Source organism: Mycobacterium heidelbergense, from assembly GCF_010730745.1.
Lineage (GTDB): Bacteria > Actinomycetota > Actinomycetes > Mycobacteriales > Mycobacteriaceae > Mycobacterium > Mycobacterium heidelbergense.
Genome location: NZ_AP022615.1, coordinates 3,759,864 through 3,777,547 on the forward strand (window position 1 = coordinate 3,759,864; position 17,684 = coordinate 3,777,547).

The 17,684-nt window shown below is 70.0% G+C and carries 14 protein-coding genes and 1 pseudogene; 14 read left to right on the top strand and 1 reads right to left on the bottom strand.

Annotated elements, in window-relative coordinates:
• Positions 1-694: 694 nt before the first annotated feature.
• The 13 genes from G6N25_RS17685 to proB all read left to right on the top strand — a co-directional run bounded on the left by G6N25_RS17685 (position 695) and on the right by proB (position 15,516).
• Positions 695-1,219 carry a transglycosylase family protein gene (locus G6N25_RS17685; protein ID WP_163672476.1) on the top strand — a complete coding sequence of 175 codons (525 nt, stop codon included), beginning with the start codon at positions 695-697 and terminating at the stop codon, positions 1,217-1,219.
• An 88-nt stretch (positions 1,220-1,307) separates the two neighbouring features.
• The gene (locus G6N25_RS17690; RefSeq protein ID WP_083072119.1) at positions 1,308-2,564 is read left to right on the top strand and encodes a saccharopine dehydrogenase family protein; all 1,257 of its coding nucleotides are present in this window, start codon (positions 1,308-1,310) and stop codon (positions 2,562-2,564) included.
• Positions 2,565-2,683: 119 nt separating this feature from the next.
• Positions 2,684-3,259, top strand: coding sequence for a DUF937 domain-containing protein (locus G6N25_RS17695; protein WP_083072120.1), 576 nt, complete (start codon positions 2,684-2,686; stop codon positions 3,257-3,259).
• Between the two features lie 165 nt (positions 3,260-3,424).
• Entirely contained in the window at positions 3,425-4,015 is a 591-nt protein-coding gene (locus G6N25_RS17700; RefSeq protein ID WP_083072025.1) for a LysM peptidoglycan-binding domain-containing protein, read from the top strand.
• 91 nt (positions 4,016-4,106) lie between these two features.
• Positions 4,107-6,764, top strand: coding sequence for a valine--tRNA ligase (locus tag G6N25_RS17705; RefSeq protein WP_083072026.1), 2,658 nt, complete (start codon positions 4,107-4,109; stop codon positions 6,762-6,764).
• On the top strand, positions 6,761-8,182 hold the full coding sequence (gene folC, locus G6N25_RS17710; protein WP_083072027.1) for a bifunctional tetrahydrofolate synthase/dihydrofolate synthase: 1,422 nt from the start codon (positions 6,761-6,763) through the stop codon (positions 8,180-8,182). The genes G6N25_RS17705 and folC overlap by 4 nt, the downstream gene beginning before the upstream one ends.
• 41 nt (positions 8,183-8,223) lie before the next feature.
• Entirely contained in the window at positions 8,224-8,526 is a 303-nt protein-coding gene (locus G6N25_RS17715) for a DUF4233 domain-containing protein (RefSeq protein ID WP_372506717.1), read from the top strand.
• Between the two features lie 40 nt (positions 8,527-8,566).
• Positions 8,567-8,977 (top strand): nucleoside-diphosphate kinase, encoded by a 411-nt coding sequence (ndk, locus tag G6N25_RS17720; protein ID WP_083072029.1) that lies wholly within the window; start codon positions 8,567-8,569, stop codon positions 8,975-8,977.
• Between the two features lie 305 nt (positions 8,978-9,282).
• Positions 9,283-12,090, top strand: coding sequence for an Rne/Rng family ribonuclease (locus G6N25_RS17725; protein WP_083072030.1), 2,808 nt, complete (start codon positions 9,283-9,285; stop codon positions 12,088-12,090).
• Between the two features lie 194 nt (positions 12,091-12,284).
• Complete coding sequence (rplU, locus tag G6N25_RS17730; RefSeq protein WP_083072031.1) at positions 12,285-12,596, top strand: 50S ribosomal protein L21; 312 nt, start codon at positions 12,285-12,287, stop codon at positions 12,594-12,596.
• A 15-nt stretch (positions 12,597-12,611) separates the two neighbouring features.
• Positions 12,612-12,878, top strand: a complete 267-nt coding sequence (gene rpmA / locus G6N25_RS17735; RefSeq protein WP_083072032.1) for a 50S ribosomal protein L27 — start codon at positions 12,612-12,614, stop codon at positions 12,876-12,878.
• 83 nt (positions 12,879-12,961) lie between these two features.
• Entirely contained in the window at positions 12,962-14,416 is a 1,455-nt protein-coding gene (gene obgE, locus G6N25_RS17740; RefSeq protein WP_083072033.1) for a GTPase ObgE, read from the top strand.
• On the top strand, positions 14,413-15,516 hold the full coding sequence (gene proB / locus G6N25_RS17745) for a glutamate 5-kinase (protein ID WP_083072034.1): 1,104 nt from the start codon (positions 14,413-14,415) through the stop codon (positions 15,514-15,516). Before obgE ends, proB begins: the two co-directional genes overlap by 4 nt.
• 90 nt (positions 15,517-15,606) lie before the next feature.
• On the opposite strand, the gene G6N25_RS17750 is transcribed toward proB, so the two are convergent.
• Positions 15,607-16,254, bottom strand: a complete 648-nt coding sequence (locus G6N25_RS17750; protein WP_083072035.1) for a TetR/AcrR family transcriptional regulator — start codon at positions 16,252-16,254, stop codon at positions 15,607-15,609.
• Positions 16,255-16,337: 83 nt separating this feature from the next.
• Between G6N25_RS17750 and G6N25_RS17755 the strand changes: the two are divergent.
• Positions 16,338-17,615 (top strand): annotated as a pseudogene (locus G6N25_RS17755) (cytochrome P450).
• Positions 17,616-17,684: the final 69 nt, after the last annotated feature.

Below are 17,684 nucleotides of genomic sequence, written 5' to 3' on the forward strand. Positions count from 1 at the left end.
TCCTATTGTGTTGCGGCAGCACGGATCTCGCCACCGAACCCGCGTAATCGCAAAGAATTCGCCGCCTTGTGCGGCAAATTTGCTGTGCGCGATGGGCAAAGCATCGCGTCGCCCGCTGGCCTCCGTGCCACCGTGATGTCAGTCGACGGCCGAAAGCGATTGCTGTTGCGGTGAATTCGCCGAAAGCGGCTGCCGGTTCGCCGTCGGGCGGTCCGGGCCGCTTCCGGGCCGTGGCGCTGGGGGTGGCTCCACAAATTTCGTGGTCCAGCTCACAATATTGGCGTGATTCGGCTCACGATTTGGTTGTCCCAGCGATGGCTGGGCACCGGCCTAAAAGGCGTAGCTGACCAGCAAGAATGGCTTCGCGATCGCACCGTGATTGGTCCGTTATCGAACCGAGATATCCCTTTTCCGAAGATGACGGATGCGGTCCGGGTCCCCTACGGTCCCACGTAGCCCGAAACGGGTTAACCGAAAGTAATCGAAAATTGAATCACGGACCCGCGTGCGAGCGGGGCCTGTGGACGCCATAGCGCCACAGCCGGTGGGCAGTTCCCCACCCGGGCCGATCCGGCCCGCCGCTGGCGTGCCCGGAGACACGGCACGTCCCAGAGCACCTATCCCGTAAGCCAAGCATCCCCCAACCCACACCCGTGGGTTGCTTTGGCGCGCGCGCACCGCGAAAGGAAGAAATTTGAAGAACGTCCGTAAGACGCTCATTCTCGCCGCGATCGCGGGCACGCTCGCGAGCGTGCCATCGGCGACCGCCAGCGCGGACGCGATGGGCATTGACCCGAACGTGCCCGCCGCCGGGGTCGCCCCTGACGCGCCCCCGCCGCCGGCCCCGGACGCCGTGCCCCCGCCGCCGGCTCCGGATGCCCCGCCGCCGCCGGCTCCCGATGCGCCGCCGGCGCCGGTGGGCTTCGATCCGAACGTTCCGCCACCGCCGGGCCCGGACGCGCCGCCCCCTCCTCCCGTTCACCAGGCGTACAGCGTGAACTGGGATGCCATCGCGCAGTGCGAGTCGGGCGGAAACTGGGGGATCAACACCGGTAACGGCTACTCCGGCGGCCTGCAGTTCACGTCGAGCACCTGGCACGCCAACGGTGGCTCGGGCTCCCCGGCCAGCGCGAGCCGCGAGGAGCAGATCCGGGTGGCCGAGAACGTGCTGCACACGCAGGGCATCGGCGCGTGGCCGGTCTGCGGTCGGCGCGGCTGATCGCCGCCGTCACAGGTACAGCAGGTAGGGGTGGTGCCGGGCCTTGGGCCCGGCGCCACCCGTCTGCGGGTCGGGTAGCGTCGGGTTGGTGACCGCAACGTCGCGCGAGTTCGACATCGTGTTGTACGGGGCGACCGGCTTCGTGGGCAAGCTGACCGCCGAATACCTGGCACGCGCCGGCGCGGGCGCGCGAATCGCGTTGGCCGGCAGGTCGCCGGACCGCCTGCGCGCCGTTCGCGACACCCTGGGCGACTCCGCCCGGGACTGGCCCGTTCTGACCGCCGACGCGTCGTCGCCGTCGACGCTGAACGCGATGGCCACGCGGGCGCGGGTCGTCGTCACCACGGTCGGCCCCTACACCCGGTACGGGTTGCCGTTGGTGGCCGCGTGCGCGGCGGCCGGCACCGATTACGCCGACCTGACCGGCGAGGCCATGTTCGTCCGCGACAGCATCGATCTCCACCACAAGCAGGCCGCCGACACCGGCGCCCGCATCGTGCACGCCTGCGGATTCGATTCGGTCCCCTCGGATTTGAGCGTGTACGCGCTGTACCGCGCGGCGCAGCGGGACGGGGCCGGCGAGCTCGGCGACACGTCCTTCGTGGTGCGCTCCTTCTCCGGCGGACTGTCCGGCGGCACCGTCGCGTCGATGATCGAGGTCCTGGACGCCGCCTCGAGCGACCCCGACACGCGCCGCCAGCTCGCCGACCCCTACACCTTGAGCCCCGATCGCGGCGCCGAACCCGAGCTCGGCCGGCAGCCCGACCTGACGTGGCGCCGTGGTCGTGACATCGCGCCGGAACTGTCGGATCTGTGGACGGCGGGATTCGTGATGGCGCCCTACAACACCCGAATCGTGCGACGCAGCAACGCGTTGCTGGACTGGGCGTACGGTCGGCGGTTCCGCTACAGCGAGAACATGAGCGTCGGGTCTTCGGCTCTCGCCCCGGTGGCATCGGCCGTCGTCAGCGGCGTCGGTAACGCGATGTTCGGGTTGGGCAGCCGCTACTTCCGGCTGCTGCCGCGCCGCCTGGTCGAGCGCATCGTGCCCAAACCCGGCACCGGCCCGAGCGCGGCGGCTCGGGAGCGCGGGTACTACCGGGCCGAGACCTACACCGCCACCACCGGCGGCGCCCGCTACGTGGCGCGCATCGAACAGCGGGGCGATCCGGGCTACAAGGCGACGTCGGTGCTGTTGGGGGAGTGCGGACTGGCGCTGGCACTGGACCGCGACAAGCTCTCCGATCTGCGCGGCGTGCTGACTCCCGCCGCCGCGATGGGTGACGCGCTGCTCGCGCGATTCCCGGCCGCCGGCGTGTCACTGCGAACCGAACGGCTGAACTGACCGGGCGCCGATTCGGCGGCTCAAATCCGTCCTGCGCGAAGGCTGTTGGCCGAGACCGCAGGCGTCTAGTGTCGTAGTTGACGTGGCTCTACATCCCAGGAACGAAGGTGGGCACACCGATGGCCGGTCTCGACGATCTGTACAACAGCATTCCCACGTCTGAAATCGCAAGCAAGCTCGGCGCCGACCAAGGCGACGTCGACAGCGCCGTTCACACCCTGGTGCCGGCGCTGCTCGGCGGACTGCAGCAGAACTCGCAAGATCCCGACCACGCCAGCAGGATCGAATCCTTGGCAAGCAGTCATGCCGGCCTGCTCGACGTTGGCGGGGGGCCGGGCGAGGGCGACGGGCACCAGGCGGTCGCGACGCTCTTCGGCGGTAATGACGCCGACCAGGTCGCCTCGGCGCTGGCCGAGCGCGGGGCGGGCAACCGTGATCTGCTCAAGCAGTTGCTGCCGGTGGTGCTCCCAATTGTGCTGGCATACATCGGAAAACAGCTCGGCTCCGGCGGCGGGAGCGGTGCGCCCCAGAAAAAGGAGGCGGCCGCCAGCGGCGGCCTCAGCGAAGTTCTGGGCAGCATCCTCGCCGGCGGCTCCGGCGACAAATCCCTTGGCGGCATCCTCGGCACCGTGTTGGGCGGAAAGGGCGGCGCGCTCGGCGATATCCTCGGCGGCCTGCTCGGTGGCAAGAAGTAGCGGGCGCCCGCCCGGATTGTTCACCGCCGGTTCCCCGATGGTTTCGATTGCGTCGAATTCAAGGGTGCCCAAGACAACCCAAGATGAGTAGGTTCGTTGTTATCGGACACAGGAAAATACGTCCGACCTCAGTCGGCCGGACGGCGACGACGAGAGGGGAATGCAGTGTCAGACACGCTCACCGCAGGACAGAAGCTGGTGCGGGGCGAATCGCTCACCTCGAACAACGGTGCCTACACCCTCACACTGCAAGACGACGGCAACCTGGTGCTGGCGTCCCGCGGCCAAGCCATCTGGGCCAGCGGGACCGACGGCCAGAATGTGGTGCGCGCCGAGGTGCAGCCCGACGGCAATTTCGTTGTGTACACGGCGGACAAGCCGGTGTGGCACAGCCACACCCAGGGCAAGAAGGACGTCAAACTCGTGCTCCAGGACGATCGCAACCTGGTGCTGTACGCCGCCGACGGGCCGGCCTGGTCGACAAAGACCGAGACGGACGCGCCGCCGCCGGCCCCCGAGGCCGAGGAGCCCGCCGCCGAGGAGGCCGCTCCGGAAGCCGTCGCGGAACCCGTCGCCGAAGGAGCTCCTGAGCCGGAACCCGCCGTTCGGACGTACACCGTCGAATCCGGTGACAGCCTGTGGGCCATCGCGGAGCGCTTCTACGGCGACGGCAACAAGTACCAGGTGATCGCCGATGCGAGCGGAATCCCCAACCCCGACCTGATTCAGCCCGGCCAAGTGCTGACCATTCCCTGATTCGTCGGGGACGGCGGTTGCGGTCGAATCCGCGTGACCTGCGGGTTCGGCCGCTTACGCGCGCGCAAACGAGTCTCCCTAGAATTGACCGGTGACCGCCAGCCGCAGCTCCGCCGCCGACCTGCCCAAGTCGTGGGATCCCGGCGCGGCGGAGGGTGCGATCTATCAGAAATGGCTGGACGCCGGCTACTTCAGGGCGGACCCGGCCAGCGCCAAGCCCGCCTACTCGATCGTGCTGCCGCCGCCGAACGTCACGGGCAGCCTGCACATGGGCCACGCGCTGGAACACACCATGATGGACGCGCTGACCCGCCGCAAGCGGATGCAGGGCTACGAGGTGCTGTGGCAGCCGGGCACCGACCACGCGGGCATCGCGACGCAAAGCGTGGTGGAACGCCAGCTCGCGGTCGACGGCAAGACCAAGGAGGACCTCGGCCGGGAGCTGTTCACCGAGAAGGTCTGGGAGTGGAAGCGCGAGTCCGGCGGCGCCATCGGTGAACAGATGCGCCGGCTCGGCGACGGCGTGGACTGGAGCCGCGACCGGTTCACCATGGACGACGGCCTGTCGCGGGCGGTGCGAACCATCTTCAAGCGGCTCTACGACGCGGGGCTGATCTACCGGGCCGAGCGGCTGGTCAACTGGTCCCCGGTTCTTCGGACGGCGATCTCGGACCTCGAGGTGAACTACCTTGACGTCGACGGCGAACTGGTGTCGTTCCGGTACGGCTCGCTGGACGACTCGCAACCCCACATCGTCGTCGCCACCACCCGGGTCGAGACGATGCTCGGCGACACCGCGATCGCGGTGCATCCCGACGACGAGCGCTACCGCCACCTGGTCGGAACCAGCCTGGCGCACCCCTTCGTGGACCGGCAGCTCATCATCGTGGCCGACGAGCACGTGGACCCCGAATTCGGCACCGGCGCCGTCAAGGTCACGCCCGCGCACGACCCGAACGACTTCGAGATCGGGCTGCGGCACCGGCTGCCGATGATCTCGATCCTGGACACCACGGGCCGGATCACAGACACCGGAACGCAATTCGACGGGATGGACCGTTTCGAGGCCCGCGTCGCGGTGCGCGAAGCCCTGGCGGCGCAGGGCCGCATCGTCGAGGAGAAGCGGCCCTACCCGCACAGCGTCGGGCATTCCGAGCGCAGCGGCGAGCCGATCGAGCCGCGGCTGTCGCTGCAGTGGTGGGTCCGGGTGGAGTCGCTGGCCAAGGCCGCCGGCGACGCGGTTCGCAACGGCGACACCGTGATTCACCCCGCCAGCCTGGAACCGCGCTGGTTCGCCTGGGTCGACGACATGCACGACTGGTGCATCTCGCGGCAGCTGTGGTGGGGCCACCGCATCCCGATCTGGTACGGGCCCGACGGCGAACAGGTGTGCGTCGGGCCCGACGAGACGCCCCCCGACGGCTGGGAGCAGGACCCCGACGTGCTGGACACCTGGTTCTCGTCGGCGCTGTGGCCGTTCTCCACGCTGGGCTGGCCGGAAAAGACCCCGGAACTGGAAAAGTTCTATCCGACAAGCGTTCTGGTCACCGGCTACGACATCCTGTTCTTCTGGGTCGCGCGGATGATGATGTTCGGCACCTTCGTCGGCGGAGACGACGCCATCACGCTCGGCGGCCGCCGCGGCCCGCAGGTGCCCTTCACCGACGTCTTCCTGCACGGGCTGATCCGGGACGAATCCGGCCGCAAGATGAGCAAGTCCAAGGGCAACGTCATCGACCCGCTGGACTGGGTGGAGAAGTTCGGGGCCGACGCGCTGCGGTTCACGCTGGCCCGCGGCGCCAGCCCCGGCGGTGATTTGGCCGTCGGCGAGGACGCCGTCCGGGCGTCGCGCAACTTCGGCACCAAGCTGTTCAACGCCACCCGGTACGCGCTGCTCAACGGCGCCGCCCCGGCGCCGTTACCCGCGCCGGCCGGGCTCACCGATGCCGATCGCTGGATTCTCGGGCGGCTGGAAGAGGTTCGCGCCGAAGTCGATTCGGCCTTCGACGGCTACGAGTTCGGCCGGGCCTGCGAATCGCTCTACCACTTCGCGTGGGACGAATTCTGCGACTGGTACGTCGAATTGGCCAAGGCACAGCTTTCCGAGGGGCTCACCCACACCACCGCCGTGCTGGCCGCGGTGCTCGACACGCTGCTGCGGTTGCTGCACCCGGTCATCCCGTTCCTCACCGAGGCGCTCTGGCGGGCGTTGACCGATGCGGAGTCGCTGGTGATCGCCGAGTGGCCGAAGCCGTCGGGGATCACCCCGGATCCGGTTGCCGCGCAGCGGATTACCGACATGCAAAAACTGGTGACCGAGGTCCGCCGGTTCCGCAGCGACCAGGGTCTGGCCGACCGGCAGAAGGTGCCGGCCCGGTTGACCGGCGTCGACGAGTCGGATCTGGGCACCCAGGTGGCGGCCGTGACGTCGCTGGCCTGGCTCACCACGCCGGGGCCGGATTTCCGGCCGTCGGCGTCGGTGGAAGTTCGCCTGGGCCCCAACGTGGACCGCACCGTCGTCGTCGAACTCGACACCTCGGGCACCATCGACGTCGCCGCCGAGCGCCGCCGCCTCGAAAAGGATCTGGCGGCGGCGCACAAGGAGCTGGCGTCGACCGCCGCCAAGCTGACCAACGCGGACTTCCTCGCCAAGGCGCCCGAACACGTCGTCGGCAAGATCCGCGACCGCCAGCGCGTGGCCCAGGAGGAAACCGGCCGGATCGCCGCCAGGCTGGCCGCGCTGCAATGAGTTTGGTGCCTCCCACGCCGGACGAGATCGCGTCCCTGCTGCAGGTCGAACACCTGCTGGACCAACGCTGGCCGGAGACCAAGATCGAGCCGAGCCTGACCCGGATCGGGGCGCTGATGGACCTGCTGGGCTCACCGCAACTCGGCTATCCGTCGATCCACATCGCGGGCACCAACGGCAAGACCTCCGTGGCGCGGATGGTCGACGCGCTGGTGACCGCGCTGCACCGGCGCACCGGCCGAACCACCAGCCCGCACCTGCAATCGGCGGTCGAACGGATCGCGATCGACGGACGGCCGATCAGCCCGGCCCAGTACGTGGCGACGTACCGGGAGATCGAGCCGTTCGTGCAGATGGTCGACGCGCAGTCGGAGGCCGGCGGCGGCCCGAAGATGAGCAAATTCGAGGTCCTCACCGCGATGGCGTTCGCCGCGTTCGCCGACGCGCCCGTCGACGTCGCGGTGGTCGAGGTCGGCATGGGCGGGCGCTGGGACGCCACCAACGTGATCAACGCGCCGGTGGCGGTCATCACCCCGGTCGGCATCGACCACGTCGACTACCTCGGCGACGACATCGCCGGGATCGCCGGCGAAAAGGCCGGCATCATCACCAAGGCGCCCGACGGCGCGCCCGACACCGTCGCCGTCATCGCGCGCCAGGCGCCCGAGGCGATGGAGGTGCTGCTGGCCCAATCCGTGCGCGCCGACGCCGCGGTGGCCCGCGAGGATTCGGAGTTCGCGGTCTTGGGCCGCCGGGTCGCGGTCGGCGGACAGGTCCTGCAGCTGCAGGGCCTCGGCGGGGTGTACTCCGACGTCTACCTGCCGCTGCACGGCGAACACCAGGCGCACAACGCGGCGGTGGCGCTCGCGGCGGTCGAGGCCTTCTTCGGCGCCGGTGCGCGGCGACAGCTCGACGTCGAGGCGGTCCGCGCCGGTTTCGCCGCGGCGACGAGCCCCGGCCGGCTGGAGCGGATGCGCAGCGCCCCAACAGTTTTCATCGACGCCGCGCACAATCCGGCCGGCGCCGCCGCGCTGGCGCGGACGCTGGCCGGCGAGTTCGACTTCCGGTTCCTGGTCGGCGTGCTCGCCATCATGGCCGACAAGGACACCGACGGGATCCTCGCGGCGCTGGAGCCGGTGTTCGACTCCGTCGTCGTCACCCACAACGGCTCGCCACGCGCGCTCGACGTCGAATCGCTGGCGCTGGCGGCCCGTGAGCGGTTCGGACCCGACCGGGTGACGACCGCCGAAAACCTGCGCGACGCCATCGACGTCGCGACCGCCCTGGTCGACGACGCCGCCGCGGACGGGGCGGCAAGGGAGGCGGGGGAGGCGTTCGCCGGCACGGGGATCGTCATCACCGGCTCGGTCGTCACCGCCGGGGCCGCACGGAGCCTGTTCGGTCGTGATCCGGATTGACCGAGCAGAGTCCCGACCCCTGGAAGAGCTTCCGCGCGGTGATGGCCGCGACGCTGATGCTGGAGGCGATCGTGGTGTTGCTGGCCATACCCGTGGTGGGCGCCGTCGGTGGCGGGCTGACGGCCGCGTCGCTGGCCTACCTGATCGGCCTGGCCGCGGTGCTGATCCTGCTGGCCGGGCTGCAGCGCAGGCCCTGGGCGATCTGGGTGAACCTGGGTGTCCAGGCGCTCCTTCTCGCGGGCTTCGCGGTGTACCCGGGGGTGGGATTCATCGGGGTGCTGTTCACCGGGTTATGGGCGTTGATCGCCTACTTCCGCGCCGAGGTCAGGCGCAGGCAGCGGTAAGGCAGCGGTCGACGCCGCCCGGTTCTGTACGCTGTGCGCCGTGACCGAACGGACCCTGGTACTGATCAAGCCCGATGCCGTCGGGCGCCACCTGATAGGCGAGGTCATCAGCCGCATCGAGCGGAAAGGCCTCACCATCGCGGCGCTGGAGCTTCGGCAGGTCAGCGGGGAGCTGGCCGCCCAGCATTACGCCGAACACGAGGGCAAGCCGTTCTTCGAGCCGTTGCTGGAGTTCATCACCTCGGGACCGTTGGTCGCGGCAATCGTGGAGGGACCGCGCGCGATCGCGGCGTTTCGGCAGATCGCCGGCGCCACCGACCCGGTGGAGCAGGCCACGCCGGGCACGATTCGGGGCGATTTCGCGCTGGAGACGCAGTTCAACCTGGTGCACGGGTCCGATTCGACCGATTCCGCCAAGCGCGAGATCGCGCTCTGGTTCCCCGGTCTGTAGGCCCGGCACCCGGGCGCCCGTGTCGGGGGCGAATTGGCCCGCCGGGTGATGTGGGATACTGACAGCGGGTGAACGTCGCCGGACCGGCGTCAGACACCCGAATGAAGACTTAGACAAGCGCGACCATTGCCACCGCGCCATGTTGCGCCGCATGTCAGGCCGTCATTCAGCACGGCGCCGAGCGAGTTCTACCTGAGCCGCTCGGGGCGAGACCATCACAAGCCTGGGAGAAGCGACCCGGGCCCATAGGGAAGCCCTCGCGTGGCCGCGTCGAAACGACGCGCCCGGGGGCTAAAGGAGAATACGTGGTAGACGGTGCACCACCTACAGAATCATCACAAGAGCCGACGCAGCACGAGGACCTGCCGGACCGCCTGAGGGTCCATCAGCTGGCACGAGCGCTGGGCAGCACCAACAAAGAGGTGCTCGACGCGCTCAACTCGTTCGACGGGCAGCCCCGCACTGTGCATTCCGGCGTGAACCGCGACGACGCGCTGCGGGTGCGTGACCTGCTCTTCGCGAAGCCCCTGCAGAACATCCCGGGCTTCAGCAGCGCACCGGCCCCGGTCGCCGCGAGACCGGCATCCCGGCCGGCGCCGGGGACCGCGACCGACCCGCCGCAATACATGCCGCTGTTCGTCGCTCCGCAGCCGATGGAGGCGGAGGAGGGCGGCGGCGATGCGGACTCGGGTGGTTGGGAGGCCGACTCCGACGACGCCGACACCGATGCCGACACCGACGACGACCAGACCGACCGCCCGGCCAACCGGCGCCGGCGTCGGGGCCGCCGCGGGCGGGGCCGCGGCCGCGGCGAACAGGGCGGACCCGACGGCCAGGAGTCCGGCGACGAGGACGGCGACGACTCCGAGGACTCCGACGAGCCCGACGACTCCGATGCCGGTGACGACGAGAACGGTTCGTCCGACGCGGCCACTCGCCGCCGCCGCAGGCGCAGGCGCCGCAAGTCGGGATCGGGTGACGACAACGACGAGGGCCTCTCGCCCGACGATCCGCCGAACACCGTCGTCCACGAGCGGCCACCGCGCTCCGGCAAGAACGGTTCGGACGAGAACGGCGCATCCAGCAGCGAGATCAAGGGCATCGACGGCTCCACCCGGCTGGAGGCCAAGCGGCAGCGCCGCCGCGACGGGCGCGACGCCGGGCGGCGCCGCCCACCGGTGCTGACCGAGGCCGAGTTCCTCGCGCGCCGCGAGGCCGTCGAACGGATGATGGTGGTGCGCGACAGGATCCGCAGCGAACCGCCGCACCCCGGCGCGCGGTACACGCAGATCGCGGTGCTCGAGGACGGCATCGTCGTCGAGCATTTCGTGACGTCGGCGGCGTCGGCCTCCCTGGTCGGCAACATCTACCTGGGGATCGTGCAGAACGTCCTGCCCTCGATGGAGGCGGCCTTCGTCGACATCGGTCGCGGCCGCAACGGCGTGCTCTACGCCGGGGAGGTCAACTGGGAGGCCGCGGGGCTGGGCGGGTCCGACCGCAAGATCGAGCAGGCCCTCAAACCCGGCGACTACGTCGTCGTCCAGGTCAGCAAGGACCCGGTCGGGCACAAGGGCGCGCGGCTCACCACGCAGGTGTCGCTGGCGGGCCGCTACCTGGTGTATGTCCCCGGCGCGTCGTCGACCGGGATCAGCCGCAAGCTGCCCGACACCGAACGCCAGCGGCTCAAGGAGATCCTGCGCGAGGTGGTGCCGTCCGACGCCGGGGTGATCATCCGCACCGCATCCGAGGGCGTCAAGGAGGACGACATCCGCAAGGACGTCACCCGCCTGCAGGAGCGCTGGCAACACATCGAGGCCCGGGCCGCCGAGACCAAGAAGAAGGCCGCCGGCGCCGCGGTGGCGCTCTACGAAGAGCCCGACGTGTTGGTCAAGGTCATCCGTGACCTGTTCAACGAGGACTTCGCCGGCCTCATCGTCTCCGGCGACGAGGCGTGGAACACGATCAACGAGTACGTGAATTCCGTTGCGCCCGACCTTGTTTCGAAGCTGACCAAGTACGAGCCGGCCGAGCCTGCCGAGGGGGTGCCGGCCCCGGACGTGTTCGCGGTGCACCGCATCGACGAGCAACTCGCCAAGGCGATGGACCGCAAGGTGTGGTTGCCGTCCGGCGGCACGCTGGTGATCGACCGGACCGAGGCGATGACGGTGATCGACGTCAACACCGGCAAGTTCACCGGCTCCGGGGGCAACCTCGAGCAGACCGTCACCAAGAACAACCTGGAGGCGGCCGAGGAGATCGTGCGCCAGCTGCGGCTGCGCGACGTCGGCGGCATCGTGGTCATCGACTTCATCGACATGGTGCTGGAGTCCAACCGCGACCTGGTGCTGCGCCGGCTGACCGAGGCGCTGGCCCGTGACCGCACCCGCCATCAGGTGTCGGAGGTGACCTCCCTGGGCCTGGTGCAACTGACCCGCAAGCGGTTGGGAACCGGGCTGATCGAGGCGTTCTCGACGTCGTGCCCGAACTGCGGCGGCCGGGGGATCCTGATGCACGCCGACCCCGTCGATTCGGCGCCGTCGAACGGGCGCAAGTCCGAGTCCGGCGGCCGCCGGGGCAAGCGATCGAAGAAGGGCCGATCCGAGGAGCCCGCCGAGAAGGGCATCGTGGCCAAGGTGCCCGCACACGCTCCCGGCGAGCACCCGATGTTCAAGGCGATGGCCGCGGGCGCCGCGGGGGGCTCGGGGGCGGCCGATCAGGGCGACGAGGAGGCCGACGAGTCCGGTGCGGAGGCCATCGCCAAGGGCGGCGAGGAGACCGAAGAGCGCGCCGCCGCCGGCCTGGAGGACACCGACCAGGAGGGCTTCGAAGACTCGGAGGACTCGGACGAAGACACCGAGGACACCGAGGACACCGAGGACGACGAGGAGGACGAGCTCGACGACGACGAGGATCTCGATGAGGAAGACCTCGGCGACGACGACGAGGACCTTGACCTCGACGATGACGACCTGGACGTCGAGGATTCGGACTCCGACGAAGACTCGGAGGACGGCGACACCGCGGAGAGCTCCGGCGCTGGCTCGGCCCTTGGTCGTCCGCGCCGCCGGCGCGCGGCCGGGCGGCCCGCAGGCCCGCCGATTCACGTGGACTGACCTGCGGCGGGCGCGCGGTTTGACCCTGTAGCCGCTGGTCAAGTACCCTTGGACAGTTGTCGCGGGCCCGTGCTCGGCGACGAGCGGGACTACCGGGCGATCGCGCGGACCCCCACCCCAGACCCACCACGCACACGCCGGTGGCACGCGCGCGAAGCGCCGGGCAGAGGCTAGAGGAAGAGGCAGGAGCAACGATGGCGACCTACGCAATCGTCAAGACGGGCGGCAAGCAGTACAAGGTCGCCGTCGGGGACGTGGTCAAGGTCGAGAAGCTCGACTCCGAGCCGGGCTCGAACGTGTCGCTGCCGGTCGCCCTGGTCGTCGACGGCGCCAAGGTGACGACCGACGCCGGCGCGCTGGCCAAGGTCGCGGTGACCGGCGAGGTGCTCGAGCACACCAAGGGCCCCAAGATCCGCATCCACAAGTTCAAGAACAAGACCGGCTACCACAAGCGTCAGGGTCACCGTCAGCAGCTGACGGTCCTGAAGGTCACCGGGATCAAGTAGCGGGAGTCCACAAAAATGGCACACAAAAAGGGCGCTTCCAGCTCGCGCAACGGCCGCGATTCGGCCGCGCAGCGGCTGGGCGTGAAGCGGTTCGGCGGCCAGGTCGTCAAGGCCGGCGAAATCCTCATCCGCCAGCGTGGCACCAAATTCCACCCCGGCGCGGGCGTCGGGCGTGGCGGCGACGACACCTTGTTCGCCAAGGAAGCCGGGGCCGTCGAGTTCGGGGTCAAGCGCGGGCGCAAGACCGTCAGCATCGTCGCGGCCGGGCGGACCACCGACTGAGCCGACGCGAGTGTGCAACCGCTGCGACAATTCGAGGCTTAGCTCGCGGTAGCTGCACACTCGGCGGCCCGAGAGGACCCTCGATGCCTCGGTTTGTCGATCGCGTCGTCATCCACGCGCGGGCGGGTTCCGGCGGCAACGGCTGCGCGTCGGTCCACCGCGAGAAGTTCAAGCCGCTGGGCGGCCCCGACGGCGGCAACGGCGGCCGCGGCGGCAGCATCGTCCTGGTCGTCGACCCCCAGGTCCACACCCTGCTGGACTTCCATTTCCATCCGCACGTCACCGCGCCGTCGGGCAAGCAGGGGATGGGCAACAACCGCGACGGCGCCGCCGGCGCGGACCTGGAGGTGAGGGTCCCCGACGGGACGGTCGTGCTGGACGAAAACGGCCGGCTGCTGGCCGATTTGGTGGGCGCGGGCACCCGCTTTGAAGCCGCGGCCGGCGGCCGCGGCGGCCTGGGCAACGCGGCGCTGGCGTCGCGCGCCCGCAAGGCCCCGGGTTTCGCGCTGCTCGGCGAGGAGGGCCAGTCCCGCGACCTGACGCTGGAGCTCAAGTCCGTCGCCGATGTGGGCCTGATCGGGTTTCCCTCGGCCGGGAAATCGTCACTGGTCTCCGCGATTTCGGCCGCCAAGCCGAAGATCGCCGACTACCCGTTCACCACGCTGGTGCCCAACCTCGGGGTGGTCTCGGCGGGCGAGCACACCTTCACCGTCGCCGACGTGCCCGGCCTGATCCCGGGCGCGTCCCAGGGCCGCGGCCTGGGCCTGGACTTCCTCCGGCACATCGAGCGGTGCGCCGTGCTGGTACACGTGGTGGATTGTGCGACCGCCGAACCGGGCCGCGACCCGATTTCCGACATCGACGCGCTGGAAGCCGAACTCGCCGCGTATTCGCCCACGCTGCAGGGGGATGCGGCCCTGGAGGACCTCGCCGAGCGGCCGCGGGCGGTGGTGCTCAACAAGGTCGACGTGCCGGAAGCCCGTGAGCTCGCCGAATTCGTCCGCGACGAGATCGCCGAACGCGGCTGGCCGGTGTTCCTGGTGTCGACCGTCAGCCGTGTTGGCTTGCAGCCCTTGATCTTCGGCCTCTGGCAGATGGTCTCGGACTACGCCGCCGCGCGACCGCAGATCGCGCCGCGCCGGCCGGTGATTCGGCCGGTGCCCGTCGACGACAGCGGCTTCACCGTCGCGCCGGACGGGCAGGGCGGTTTCGTCGTCACCGGCGCGCGGCCGCAGCGCTGGGTCGGCCAGACCAACTTCGACAACGACGAGGCCGTCGGCTATCTCGCCGACCGCCTGGCGCGCCTCGGTGTGGAAGAGGAATTGCTGAGGCTGGGCGCCGAACCCGGGTGCGCGGTGACCATCGGAGACATGACGTTCGACTGGGAGCCGCAGACGCCCGCGGGCCAGCAGGTTGCGTTGTCTGGACGAGGCACCGACGCGCGGCTGGAACGCAGCGAGCGTGTCGGCGCCGCCGAGCGCAAGGCCGCCCGGCGCCGGCGCCGCGATCCGGGTCCCGAACACGGTGGCGATTCGTGAGCGGGCAGCGCGACACCATCCGAACGGCGCGCAGCCTCGTGGTCAAGGTCGGGACCAACGCGCTGACCACGCCGTCCGGGGTGTTCGACGCCGGCCGGCTGGCCGGGCTGGCCGAGGCGATCGAGGCGCGCATGAAGGCGGGGACCGACGTCGTCATCGTGTCGTCGGGCGCCATCGCCGCGGGCATCGAACCGCTCGGATTGTCGCGTCGCCCAAAGGATTTGGCGACCAAGCAGGCCGCGGCCAGCGTCGGGCAGGTGGCGCTGGTGAACGCCTGGAGCGCGGCGTTCGCCCGGTACGGCCGCACGGTCGGGCAGGTGCTGCTGACCGCCCACGACATTTCGGTGCGCGCCTCCCACACCAACGCCCAGCGCACCCTGGACCGGCTGCGCGCGCTGCACGCGGTGGCGATCGTCAACGAAAACGACACCGTGGCCACCAACGAGATCCGGTTCGGCGACAACGACCGGCTCTCGGCGCTGGTGGCCCACCTGGTCGGCGCCGAGGCCCTGGTGCTGCTCTCCGACATCGACGGGCTCTACGACTCCGATCCCAGGAAAGTGCCCGGGGCGCGGTTGATTCCCGAGGTGGGAGGGCCGGCGGATCTCGACGGCGTGGTCGCCGGTCCGGGCAGCGACCTGGGCACCGGCGGAATGGCGTCGAAGGTGTCGTCGGCGCTGCTGGCCGCCGACGCCGGGGTCCCGGTGCTGCTGGCCGCCGCGGCCGGCGCCGCGACCGCGCTGACCGACGCCTCGGCCGGCACGGTGTTCGCCGCGCGGCCGGATCGGATGTCGGCCCGCCGGTTCTGGGTGCGGTATGCCGCCGAGGCGGCCGGTTCGCTGACGCTTGACGAGGGCGCGGTGCGCGCGGTGCTGCGGCAACGCCGCTCGCTGCTGGCCGCGGGGATCTCCGCGGTGTCGGGCCGGTTCTATGCCGGCGATGTCGTCGAATTGCGCGGACCGGACGCGACCATGGTGGGCCGGGGCGTGGTCGCCTACGACGCGGCCGAACTGGCCACCATGATGGGCCGGTCGACCTCCGAGCTGCCCGGTGAGCTGCGCCGGCCCGCGGTGCACGCCGACGACCTGGTCGCCGTGTAGCCATCCAGCACCACGAAAGTGCCACTGGCAACACATTTCCCGGGTAGCGCCATCGGTGGTTGCACTCTCGCGGCGCCGCCCGGATCGGTGTTAAGCCGATGCCGCCTTGAGATACAAGGCGCCCCAGATGATGTGGGCCAGCGTCGCGGCCAGCTCGGCGTCGTAGGAGTCGGGAGCGGCGGGGAGATTCTGCTGGCACGCCCGCTCGACCATCCAGGTCAGCGCGCTGGCGGTGGTGGCCGCGGGCAGCTCGGGGCGGATGGAGCAGTCGGCCTGGCCGTCCTCGATGACGCGGGTCATTCGCCCCGTGATGGCGGTCAGCAGATCGCGATAGGTCGCCCCGACCAACGGGTCATAGGCGGCCATCTCGTTCAGCGCGACCAGCACCGGTTGGTGACGCCGGTAGCTTTCGATGATGCCGGCCATCGCGGCGCGGACGTCGTCGGGATCGTGCCGCCACGCCACGCTCCACCAGCGATCCGCGCCGTCGGCGAGGTCGGCGAACACCTGGCCGGCCAGGCGGCGCAGCAGGTGGCCCTTGTCCTCGAAGTAGATGTAGAAGCTGGCCCGCGAAATGCCGGCCTCGGTCGACAGCCGGTCCACGCTGAGCTCGGTGAAGCTGGCGCCGTCGCGCATCAGCCGCTCGGTGGCATCCAGCAACCGGCGCTCCATCTGCTCGCGCCGCTGCTGTCGCCCCTGACCGCGACCGGCCTGCGGCTTCCTGGTGACCGACGGCATTCGCCCAGCATAGCCAACCGCTCGACATATTGACTAGACGATATGTCTAGGCATATCGTCGGTTCCAGCCTGGGAGGATCGCCATGACCGTGCTGACCGGGATGTCCGGCACCGACAAGCCACGCCGCGCCTACGACGCGATCGACCTGTCCTCGCGCGCGTTCTGGTCCACGACGGCGGCCGAGCGGGAACGCTCGTTCGCGGTGCTGCGAGCCGAGCGCCCGGTGAGCTGGCATCCCCCGGTCGAAGACGCCCTGATGCCCGATCCCGACGATCCCGGCTACTGGGCGGTCACCCGGCGCTCCGACATCGTCGCGGTCAGCCGCGACAACGACGTCTTCCGGTCCGGCAAGGGCGTGATGTTCGAGAACATCCCCACGGAGCTGCTCGAAGCGTCGCAGTCCTTCCTGGCGATGGACCCGCCGCGGCACACCAAGCTGCGCAAGCTCGTCAGCGCCGCGTTCACCCCGAGGCAGGTCCGCCGCATCGAGGACTCGATCAAGGCGAACGCCAGGGCCATCGTCGAAGAGCTCCGGGCCGCCGGCAGCGGGGCCGATTTCGTCGACCACTGCGCCAAGGAACTGCCGATCCGCACGCTGTCCGACATGGTGGGGATCCCGGAATCCGAGCGAGAGCACATGGCGCACGCGACCGACGCCATGGTGTCGTGGGCCGATCCCGCCTACCTCGGCGGCCGCCACCCGATGGAGGTGTTGGTCGAAAACCAGACGTATGTGCATCGGGTGGCCGGGGCGCTCGCCGCGGAGCGCCGCGAGCGCCCCGGCGACGACCTGATCAGCGGCCTGGTGCACGCCGAGGTCGACGGCGACCGGCTTTCCGATGCCGACGTGGCGGCGTTCTTCGTGCTGCTCTCGGTGGCGGCCAACGACACCACCCGCCAGACCACCAGCCACGCGCTGAAGGCGCTGACCGACTTCCCCGAGTAGAGGGCCTGGCTGCTCGAGGATTTCGACAACCGGATCGGCACCGCGGTCGAGGAGTTCGTCCGTTGGGCCTCGCCGGTCATGACCTTCCGCCGCACGGCCGCAACGGATGTCGAGCTCGGCGGCCAGAGGATCCGGGCGGGGGACAAGGTGGTGATGTTCTATTCCTCCGGCAACTGGGACACCGAGGCGTTCGACCGCCCGGAGCGGTTGGACCTGAGCCGCAGCCCCAACCCACACGTCGGCTTCGGCGGCGGCGGGGTGCACTTTTGCCTTGGGGCCCATGTGGCCCGCGCGCAACTGCGCGCCATCTTCGGCGAGCTGCTGCGCCAGCTGCCGGACATCCGGGCGGGCGAGCCGACCTATGTCGCGGGCAACTTCATCCACGCCGTCCGCAGCATGCCCTGCACCTTCTAAATCCCCCCGCGCGAGCGTGCGTGTTTGTGCAGCGACACGCCGTCGCGGCCGGCATTCTGCGCACGCTCG